The sequence below is a fragment of the Asticcacaulis sp. genome (assembly GCF_020217185.1).
Lineage (GTDB): Bacteria > Pseudomonadota > Alphaproteobacteria > Caulobacterales > Caulobacteraceae > Asticcacaulis.
In genome coordinates this window covers 1-10,000 of record NZ_JAIWNX010000289.1, presented here as the reverse complement: position 1 = coordinate 10,000, position 10,000 = coordinate 1, and the positions used below count along the sequence as shown (strand labels likewise).

The 10,000-nt window shown below is 63.3% G+C and carries 10 protein-coding genes; 7 read left to right on the top strand and 3 right to left on the bottom strand.

Going from position 1 to position 10,000, the window contains the following annotated elements; all coding sequences use genetic code 11:
• Positions 1–2,499 (top strand): PAS domain-containing hybrid sensor histidine kinase/response regulator (locus tag LDL37_RS14870; protein WP_290799596.1); only part of this gene is annotated, 2,499 nt, incomplete at its 5' end.
• Here the strand turns inward: LDL37_RS14870 and LDL37_RS14865 are convergent.
• Positions 2,496–3,137 (bottom strand): response regulator transcription factor, encoded by a 642-nt coding sequence (locus LDL37_RS14865; RefSeq protein WP_290799598.1) that lies wholly within the window; start codon positions 3,135–3,137, stop codon positions 2,496–2,498. The two genes, LDL37_RS14870 and LDL37_RS14865, sit on opposite strands and share 4 nt — an antisense overlap.
• A gap of 269 nt (positions 3,138–3,406) precedes the next feature.
• Here LDL37_RS14865 and LDL37_RS14860 point away from each other — a divergent pair, with 269 nt between their 5' ends.
• The 5 genes from LDL37_RS14860 (at position 3,407) to LDL37_RS14840 (ending at position 7,787) form a co-directional block, all read left to right on the top strand.
• Complete coding sequence (locus tag LDL37_RS14860) at positions 3,407–4,723, top strand: DcaP family trimeric outer membrane transporter (protein WP_290799595.1); 1,317 nt, start codon at positions 3,407–3,409, stop codon at positions 4,721–4,723.
• Positions 4,724–4,793: 70 nt separating this feature from the next.
• Complete coding sequence (locus LDL37_RS14855) at positions 4,794–6,092, top strand: nucleoside transporter C-terminal domain-containing protein (protein ID WP_290799594.1); 1,299 nt, start codon at positions 4,794–4,796, stop codon at positions 6,090–6,092.
• Between the two features lie 124 nt (positions 6,093–6,216).
• A complete protein-coding gene (locus LDL37_RS14850; RefSeq protein WP_290799593.1) occupies positions 6,217–6,621 on the top strand; it encodes a hypothetical protein in 405 nt (134 codons plus the stop codon).
• Between the two features lie 75 nt (positions 6,622–6,696).
• On the top strand, positions 6,697–6,927 hold the full coding sequence (locus LDL37_RS14845) for an alkylphosphonate utilization protein (RefSeq protein ID WP_013478955.1): 231 nt from the start codon (positions 6,697–6,699) through the stop codon (positions 6,925–6,927).
• 80 nt (positions 6,928–7,007) lie between these two features.
• On the top strand, positions 7,008–7,787 hold the full coding sequence (locus LDL37_RS14840; protein ID WP_290799592.1) for a hypothetical protein: 780 nt from the start codon (positions 7,008–7,010) through the stop codon (positions 7,785–7,787).
• Here LDL37_RS14840 and LDL37_RS14835 read toward each other — a convergent pair.
• A complete protein-coding gene (locus LDL37_RS14835) occupies positions 7,768–8,916 on the bottom strand; it encodes an acyltransferase family protein (RefSeq protein ID WP_290799591.1) in 1,149 nt (382 codons plus the stop codon). The genes LDL37_RS14840 and LDL37_RS14835 overlap by 20 nt on opposite strands.
• 213 nt (positions 8,917–9,129) lie before the next feature.
• On the opposite strand from LDL37_RS14835, the gene LDL37_RS14830 reads away from it, so the two are divergent.
• Entirely contained in the window at positions 9,130–9,846 is a 717-nt protein-coding gene (locus LDL37_RS14830; RefSeq protein WP_290799590.1) for a LytTR family DNA-binding domain-containing protein, read from the top strand.
• Positions 9,847–9,889: 43 nt separating this feature from the next.
• On the opposite strand, the gene LDL37_RS14825 is transcribed toward LDL37_RS14830, so the two are convergent.
• On the bottom strand, positions 9,890–9,997 hold the full coding sequence (locus tag LDL37_RS14825; protein WP_290799597.1) for a catalase-related domain-containing protein: 108 nt from the start codon (positions 9,995–9,997) through the stop codon (positions 9,890–9,892).
• Between the last annotated feature and the right edge of the window lie 3 nt (positions 9,998–10,000).

Sequence of the window (10,000 nt, the reverse complement as noted above, 5' to 3'; positions counted from 1 at the left end):
GGTTATCTGCTGGCGACGCTGGTGGTGGTGCCGCCCATTACGCTGGCTGGACTGACGCTTCTGAGCCCGGACGTGCCGCATGATCTGTTCGTGCTCAACCTGCCCTATGCGGCGGGGCTGAATGGTCTGACCCTGCTGGCCTTTATCGGCGGCTTTGCGGCGGCGACGGGCATGGTGCTGGTCGAAACCATCGCCCTTTCGACCATGATTTCCAACGACCTGATCGCGCCCTTCCTGCTGCGTCACCGCAGCGCCTCGGCAGCAGCGGATTTCGGCAAGCTGATGCTGTGGGTGCGCCGCGCCTCGATTGCGGCGGTGATGGGGGCGGCCCTGACCTATGCCCTGTGGGTGCCGCCGGGGCAGCAACTGGCGGTCATCGGACAGATCGCCTTCGCCGCTATCGCGCAGTTTACGCCGGCCCTGCTTCTGGCCGTCAATGGCAAGGCGCGCGATGCCGCCGCCATTCAGGCCGGGCTGCTGGCCGGGCTGATCGTGTGGACCTACACCCTGTTCTGGCCGACCATAGCTTCGCCGCACTGGCTTGAAGGGGCGGCCCTGACCCTGTTCGATCCGCAGGGTCTGTTCGGCGTAAAGGCCTTGTGGCCGGACCTCAATCCGCTGGTGCACGGGGTAGTGGCCTCGCTGGGAGCCAATGCCGCCGCCTGGGGGCTGGTCTCGGCCTTCGGGCACACCCGTCCGGGCTTTGGCCTGCGCCTGACGCCGACGGTGCGTCAAGGCGCGGTGCACAGTCTGGGGCAGTTGACCACGCTGACGGCACGCTTTGCCGGGCCCGAAGCGGTCGCCGAAGCCTTTGGCCGCATACAGGACCACGCCCCCATCGACCGCGCCGCTGTGCGCCGGGCTGAGCGGCTAATCGCCGGGGTGGTCGGCGCGCCTTCGGCTCACGCCATCGTGTCGTCTGCCCTGTCCGGCACGGCGATCAGCGTCGATGAGGTGGCGCGCCTGCTCGATCGCTCGGGTCAGAGCCTGCAATTTTCGCGCGGTCTTCTGGCGGCGACGCTGGAAAACATCGACCCCGGCGTCAGCGTGGTCGATCAGAACCTGCGGCTGGTGGCGTGGAACACGCGCTATCTGGAGCTGTTTCAATACCCGCCTGAGCTTGTGCGCGTCGGCACGCCGGTGGCCGAGCTGATCCGCTTCAATGCCGAACGCGGCGAATGCGGGCCGGGCGAGGTCGAAAGCCACGTCGCCCGCCGGCTGGACCACATGCGGCGCGGCACGCACCACGCTTTTCAACGGCGGCGCAATGACGGGCGGGTGATCCGCACGGTCGGCGGCCCCATGCCCGGCGGCGGCTATGTCATGTGCTTTACCGATGTGACGGGCGAGGCCGACGCCCTGTCAGCGCTGGAAACGGCGCGCGCCGAGCTGGAAAGCCGCGTGGAACGCCGGACGGCGGAGCTGCGTCTGGTCAATTCGGCTCTGGCGCGGGCTACTGAAGAAAAGACGCGCTTTCTGGCGGCGGCCAGCCATGATCTGTTGCAACCGCTGCACGCCGCGCGCCTGTTTACGGCGGCTCTGGCGGAGGAGACGCAAGGCGAGGCGCGGGCGCTGGTCGACAATGTCGAACGCTCGATCGAGGCGGCGGATGCCCTGCTGAAATCCCTGCTCGATATCTCCAAGCTCGATGCCGGGGGCGTCACGCCGCGCCCGGTGCGCTTCGACCTGTCAGTTCTGGCGTGGGATCTGAGCCTGATCTTCACGCCGCTGGCGGCGGAAAAGGGGCTGAGCCTGCGCCTGATCGCGCCGTCGGTGTGGGTGGAGAGCGACCGCACCCTGCTGCGCTCCATCCTGCAAAACTTCCTGTCCAATGCCGTGCGCTACACAAAAAGCGGTGGCGTGCTGCTGGTGCTGCGGCCGCGCCCAGAGCGTGTGCGGATCGAGGTCTATGATACCGGCGTCGGCATTGCCGAGGCGGATCAGGACCGTATCTTCCGCGAATTTGAGCGGCTGGGCGTATCGGGTGAGGCCGGGGTCGGGCTGGGGCTGGCCATTGTCGAGCGCACGGCGCGCCTTCTGGGGCTGCGCGTCGAGGTGCGTTCGCGCCCGGGGCGCGGCAGCCGCTTTGCGGTGACCCTGCCGCGCGTTCAAGCGGTAGAGGCCGCGACGGCGGGACCGGTGGCGATTAACGCCCCGGCACGGCGCGTGCTGATCGTCGATGATGAGCCCGCAGTGCGCGAAGCCATGTCGGCGCTTCTGACCCAGTGGGGGTGTGAGGTGCAGGCAGTGGATGACACGCAGGCGGCCTTCAATCAGGCCGAAACCGCCGACTGCGCCCTGATTGACTATAATCTGAGCGAGGGTCAGGACGGCCTGTCGCTGATCCGGCGCTTGCGCGGGCGTAATCCAGACCTGCGCGTGGCCCTGATCACTGCAGACCGCGACCCGGCGACCGAGGCGGCTGCCGAGGCGGCGGGCGTGCCGGTCTTCGCCAAACCCGCTGAGCCCAAAACCCTGCGGCAGTGGCTGGGGGTTTAACCCTCTATCCCGATGCCCAGAGCGCGGGCGGCCAGCACGGCCTGAGTACGGTTCTGCACATCCAGCTTGCGCATGATGGCGGTCATATGTGCCTTCACCGTGGCCTCCGAAATGCTGAGGTCGTAGGCGATCTGCTTGTTGAGCCGCCCCGCCAGCACGCCCAGCAGGACACGCAACTGCGTCGGGGTCAGGTCGGCGACCTTGGCCGCCACCGTATCGACCTCCGGATCGGCGGGCGGTGTGTCGCTGACGCGCCCTTCCAGAGCGTCGCTGATGGCCTCCTGCATGCGCGGCAGCGGCTGGTCCTTGCCGATAAAGCCCACCGCGCCGAAGCGCCGGGCTTCGCGCGCCGCCTTTTCGGCGTCGGCGGCCGAGACGACCAGCACGGGTACATGCGGCACCTCGGCGTGCAGCAGAGCGACGCCGGAAAAGCCCTCGGCACCGGGCATACGCAGATCGAGCAGGACCAGTTTGAGGTTGGTGGCCTGACGCACGACCTCCAGCGCCGCGTCCAGCGTACCGGCTTCGAGGATATGGGCGTCCGGGCGGACTTTTCGCGCCGCCAGTATCAGGGCCTGACGAAAGAGCGGGTGATCATCGGCGACCAGAATGGAGGGTGCCGAAACGGGAAGGGGCATACTCAAGACGAAACCTCCGGCCGCATTCTTTTTATTATTGAAAATGCTGGCGCGCCCAATCTGTACCCTTGGCGCTGACATGTCCAGACCCAAGTGCGGCTATGGGACGCATTCCGTTACGTTATCCGACCAAGGTCTGAACGACCAAGGTCGGGGGGCGTCTCGACCAAGGTCGCCCTTCAATTACCGCCCCTTCGGCCTGATCCTCTGTCTCACCGCTGCCCACCCGGAATAGCAAAAAAGGGCAAACAAAAAGCGGGGAGGTTCACATGCGATATACCCTGATCGGCCTGACCTCTGCGGTCGGGCTGGCGCTGGCGGCTGGCCCCGTCAGCGCGCAACAGACCGCGCCGTCTGAGGCGGCGCTGGAACAAAGGCTGGCGGCGATGGAGGGCGAGCTGAGCCGTCTGCGGGCCGAACTGGCCGGGTTGAAGGCCGAAAAGGCCCCGCCGTCCGCCCCGCCTCAATCCGCCCAGACCCAACCCGTCCAAGCTACCGGACCCGCCTTACATTTCGGCGGTTTTCTCAAGACCAATGCCCTGTTCAGCCGCTATGATTCCGGCGATCTGGCCACCGGATCGCTGGGGCGCGACTTCTACCTGCCGTCGCAGATTCCGGTAGGTGGCGTGAGCGAACACAGCGACGCCGATTTTATCGCCAAACAGACGCGCCTGACGGTGTCGATGGACAGCGGTTCGGGCTTAAGCGGCTATGTCGAGGCCGATTTCCAGACCACGCCCGGCGGTGGCAGCGAACGCACCACCAATGGCTATAATCTGGCGCTGCGTCGCGCCTACATCACCTATGGCCGCTGGCTGTTTGGGCAGGACTGGACGACGTTCCAGAACGTCGCCGCCCTGCCGGAAAGCACGGATTTTGTCGGCCCCACCGAAGGCACGGTCTTCGTGCGTCAGCCGCAGGTGCGCTATACGCTGCCGCTGGGGGCGGGCTACAGTCTGGCCGTGGCGCTGGAAAACTCCGAAACGGCGTCGATTACGCCCACCGCCGCGACCCTGATCGAGAACGATGACGACCGCCTGCCCGATGTTACGGCGCGCCTCAGTCTTAAAAAGCCCTATGGCTATTTCGCGGTGGCCGTTCTGGCGCGACAACTGGCCGTCGATAATGGCGCGGTCGGGGCCATGGCATCGGGCTACGGGCTCAGCCTGTCGGGCAAGGTGCCGTTCGGGACGAAGGCGCGCCATGATCTGCGCTTTATGCTGACCGGCGGGGAAGGGATCGGGCGCTATGTCGGGCTCAACTTCGCGCCTGATGTCGTCTATGCCGGGACGCCGGGCGCGAAGATGGAGATGGTCGGCGTCACCTCAGGGTTTGTGGCGGTGAAGCTGGGCTGGACGCCGCGCCTGCGTTCGACCTTCGCCGCCTCGTTCCTGACCGCCGACTATCCGGCAGCCAGCCCGGCTCTGGCGTCGAAATCGGCGCAAAGTCTGGCCGCCAACCTGTTTTTCACACCGGTCAGGGGGCTCGATCTCGGTATCGAACTGCGTACCGGTAAACGCGAACTGTTGAATGGCCAGAGCGGGCGGCTGGACCGCCTCGAACTGGCGGCGAAATACGCCTATTGAGTGCGGGCGCATTGACCCCGGCCCGCGGCGGTGCTTAGGCTCACCCCTTCGTTTTTGCCTGAGTACCCGCATGGCCGCTTCTGCCTCCGCCTCCGTTCCGTCTATCACTGGCCTGTCTTCTGGCCTGTCCTCCGGTTTGACCAGTAACCACTGGTTGATCGGCATAGGCGGCATTCTCACCCTGCTGCTGATCGCGTTTCTGGTGTCGGCCGATCGCAAGGCCATTCGGCTGCGCATGGTGGCGTGTGCCTTTGCGCTTCAGGTGCTGATCGGCGTGCTGGTCCTGCACACCAGTTGGGGCAAGGCGGGGGTTCAGGCCATTGCGCACGGCGTTGAAGCCCTGATGGGCTATTCCAAAGGCGCCATTGACATGCTGTTCGGCGGGCTGGTCAATGTGCCGGGCGGGGCGGGTTTTGCCATTAATGTGCTGCCGGTCATCGTCTTTTTCGCCGCGCTGGCTTCGGTGCTTTATTACCTGAAAATCATGCAGTTGATCATCAAGGTGATTGGCGGGGGCTTAGGCTTTATCATCGGCATCAGCCGCGTTGAGGCGCTGGCGGCGGCGGCCAATGTGCTGGTCGGACAAAGCGAATCGCCGCTGGTCGTGCGGCCCTATCTGGCAGGCCTGAGCAAGGCGCAACTGTTTGCCATCATGGCGTCGGGCATGGCCGGCGTGGCGGGCACCATTCTGGCCGCCTATGCGCAAATTGGAATCAAGATTGATTATCTGCTGGCGGCCAGTTTCATGTCGGCACCCGGCGGGCTGCTGATGGCCAAGATCATCATTCCCGATCCCAAAGGGGCGGTGATCCATTCGCCCGAACCGATCATGGAAGACGCTGACCACCACCCCAAAAGCCTGCTGGCCGCCATTTCCGACGGCGTGCAGGACGGCCTGAAGATCGCCATTTCGGTGGGCGGCATGGTGCTGGCCTTTGTGGCCCTGATCGCGCTGGTCAACGGCATTCTGGGCGGTATAGGCGGCCTGTTTGGTTACCCGGACCTGACGCTTCAGGGGATGCTGGGCTTTGTCTTTGCACCGGTCATGTTTCTGATCAATATTCCCTGGAACGAGGCCGTGGCGGCGGGCGGCCTGTTTGGCGAAAAGCTGATCATGAATGAATTTGTCGCCTATCTGCACCTGATGGAAGAGGGCGGGCAGTTGTCGGCGCGTTCGACCGCCATTATGAGCTTCGCCCTTTGCGGCTTTGCCAACCTGTCGTCGATCGCCATCCAGCTGGCGGTGATCGGCGGTCTGGCCCCCAATCAGCGCGACCTGATCGTCAAGCTGGGGCCGAGAGCGCTACTCGCGGCCACCTTGGCCAATCTGATGAACGCGGCGATAGCCGGGCTTTTGCTGTTCCATTAGGCCGCTTCTGCGGCAAAGGCATTATGCGGAATTTATAAATGGCCGATAAGGCTGTTATCTCACTCGGTTTTTATTCGCGCTAATCTGGCGGTTCAGACACCTTGATACCCGCCGGATTGTTGCGATGCGTTTTGCCCTCTGTCTCCTGCCGTTTGTGCTTGTGGCCTGTTCGCCCAAGCCCGACACCTCTACCCCCACCGAAGCGGAGGCCTCGGCCTCCAGCGCCGCCTCGACCAGCGCGTCAAAAGCCGCCGATGTCGCCGCCGGCTATGTCGGGCGCTGGACCGGGCCGGAAGGTGCCTCGCTGGAGGTCGTGGCGCGTCAGCACGATTACGAAGTGACGCTGAGCGGTACGAGCACACCGGGCGTCTTTACGGGGACGGTCAATGGCAATGCCATGCAGATCGAGCGCAACGGCGAAACCCAACTCATCCGCCATACGACCGGGGCCAAAACCGGCGTCAAATATCTGGCGGACAAGCTGGATTGCGTCTCCGTCTCGAACGGCGAAGGCTATTGCCGGGATTAATTTCCATACCTGTATTGTGGAAATGAGGGTGATCGGTTAGGCAGGGCGCGATGGAAACTAACAAGGAGCCCCGCCATGTCCGATGAAGAACTGATCGTAAAGGACGCCAATGGCGCGCGTCTGGCGGATGGCGATAACGTCACCCTGATCAAGGATCTTAAGGTTAAAGGGTCGGGCGGTGTGACGCTGAAGCGCGGTACGCTGATCAAGAATATCCGCCTGACCTATGACGAAGACGAGATTGAGTGCAACCACGAGAAGGTACGCGGCCTTGTCCTGCGCACCGAGTTCGTCAAAAAGGCCTGATCGCTCGTTTGTGATAGACCGGGCGTGAACGTAATCCCTCTGACGAGCGTATAAAAAGCGTTCAAGCAAGGGGAAGTCACATGGCCCGTACCATCACCTCTATAGACTCGGTCAGTACCGGTCGTGCGCCAGCGGCCGGTTGGCTGCTGTTGCTGCTCGGTCTGGCGCAGATTTTCAGCGGCCAGGTGCCGGAATGGCTGGGCGTCGGCCGCAGCGTTGCCGAACAGTCGGCCCTGACCTCTCACCCTCTGGTGCCACTGGGGCCGGCCTTTGCCATCTGGGGCGTCATCTATCTGTGGGCGCTGGTCGGCGCGGTGTGGGCCATCCGTCACGCCGACAATGAAGCGCTGCGGGTCGCCTGGCCGCATACGGCGGTGATCTGGTTGCTGAATACGGTGTGGTCGATCTGGGTGCCCATCCACGGCATCGACTGGGTGAGCTTTGGCATCATCACCGTGTCGCTCACCGCAGGCCTCACCGGGCTGATGCGCCTGAAACGGCTGAGCCTCAGCAACAGCGAAACGGGCTTTGTCGTGGCCCCGCTGGCTCTGGTCACCGGCTGGATTTCGGCGGCGACGGCTGTCAACCTCACCTCGGCACTGGTGGCCGCCGGTCTTCAGCCCGACCCACGACAGGTCATGGTGTCACTGGGCTTCCTGCTGGGCCTGATCGCCTTTGCGGGCATCATGCTGCGCCTGACGCGCTCGCGCATCTATGCCGTGCCGCTGGTCTGGGCGCTGGGCTGGATCGCTGCGGCCAATGTGCAGCGTCAGGACGAGCCGCTGATGGCCTTTACGGCGGTCATCGGCATCGGCCTGTTGCTGGCTCTGGCCCTGACCGTTAGGCGGCGGATCGCCTGAGGCCGAACAGGGGCCGCAGCCGGGGCACTGCGCGAACGATCAGATAGGTCAGAACGCAGCCCACGACCGTGATCACTATCAGGAGCGCGAACTCCAACCCAATGGGCAGGTTGAATTTTGCCAGATGATAGGCCGCGACGACGATCAGGGTCTGATGCACAATATAGAAGGGAAAGACGGCTTCGGTTAACGTGCGACGAAGAGGACCATCCGCGGCGGACAGGTGCTGACGGGCGAAGCCGAGCAGAGCCAGAATGGCGAACCACGCCTGCGCCTCACGCGCGCCACGCAGCACGAACAGGGCCCACGGGGGCAGTTCGCCGCCGGACCACAGGCTCATCGGCATGAAGACCGCATAGGCGACAACGGCTACGCACAGCCACAGCCAGCGCCAGCGACGAGTCGCTTCAAACACCGCGTCTGAGCGCCCAACCATAGCCCCCAGCAGGAATAGAAAGCCGTAGAGGGCATGGAGATAATAGTCGTCCGTCAGGGCATGGGTGTCGCCAAACACCGGGAAAAGGGTGGCGCGTAGCCCCCAAAGGACCAGCCAGGGCCCCAGCACGAAGGTCCATAAGGGCCAGTCCCCTTTGATCCGCTTTAGCAGCGGCCAGATCAGGGTCAGAACCGCCGAATAGACCAATAGATAGGCGACGAACCACATATGGTTCCAAGTCGGCACGCGCAGGCAGTCTTCGCCATCGCACCAGCCGCTGTAGCCACTGATATATTTGAGATAAAACGCGCTGTAACTATCGGTGTAAGCCGGAATTTGTCCCAGACGCACCGCGTCCAACAGCTCATAATAGGCTTGTGGCGGAACGATCACGAAGATGGCAAAGACCAGCGGCCAGAACAGACGATGAAAACGTGACAGGGCAAAGCCCCGGGCGGACATCTTGTCGAGCATGAAGCGCGCCCCGACCCCTGAAATAAAGAACAGAAGGTCCAGCCGCCACGGATTGGTCAGCAGCATCAGCGGTTCCGCCCAGTCCGAGGCGTGCGGACTTTTGACGTGCCAGTCCCAGGTCACGTAGAACATACCGATATGATAAAAGATCAGCAGACCGAAGGCGATGATACGCAGCCAGTCGAGATCGTAACGGCGGGTAAGAGGAGCGGATGTCATATGGTTTTTCCTCGAAAACTGTGCCACGCTTAAGCTTAAGACCTAGGGCAGGGCCACGCCTAAGCCTTGAGCGGACAAACGATTGGGACGGACGGGGAACGGCCTGTGACAAGCGGGGAAGCAGCAGGGACGAGCGGTGAGGGCGGAACGTACCTTGATCGATTGAGCCGAATATATATCGCGGTTGCTTTTTTGGTGGGGTTAAGTTGCGCCGTGAATATCGGTTCGGTGCTGATCGAAAATCCGCCGGATGAGCGTCATTTTAAATTCTGGGAGCCCATTGTCTGGGAAACGAGCAGCGCGGTGATGACGCTGGGCGGGCTGTGGGCGTGGGTGTTGATCTATTATCGCTTCCCACTGGCCCGGGTCGGGCGATGGCGCTTTGTCGCCGTGCAACTGGCCGGATTTCTCGGCTATACGCTGTCGCATGTCGGTGGCATGGTCGCCTTGCGTGAACTGGCCTACGCGCTGGATGGACGCGACTACGATTTCAGTCAGGGGGACCTGTGGCTGCGCGTCATTTATGAGGGGCGTAAAGACGCGCTCGGCTACCTGTTGATACTGGCCATTATCTGGGTGGAGGATCGATTCAGCCGCCAGATGCACGTCGCGCCCGCCGCCCGGCGCAAGCTGGAAATCCGTGACGGCGGGCGCACTGTGTTTGTCGATCCGGCGGAGGTCCTGTGGATCGAAGCCGCCGGTAACTATGTCGAGGTGCATACGACGGACAAGATGTGGTTGACGCGGGGCGTCTTGTCGGCTTGGGAAGCACAACTGAGCATGGAAGGGTTTTTACGGATCCACCGCTCCCGACTGGTCAATCGCCAGCATATACAGACCATCGAGCCGCTGCCGTCCGGAGACGTCCGTATTCGTCTGACCGACGGACGTCAGATCATCGGCAGCCGGCGCTATAAGGCGGCACTTTAAAAAACAGCCCCGTCAGGCGAACTGACGGGGCTGTCGGCGCTGTTTATCTGTTGCTTTTCAGCGCCGCCCGGACACCCTCGGCGTAGTCCGGGTGGATGCGTTCGAAGTGGGTGAGGGCGCGCTCGATGATGACGTCGGGCACGCCGGCCATGGA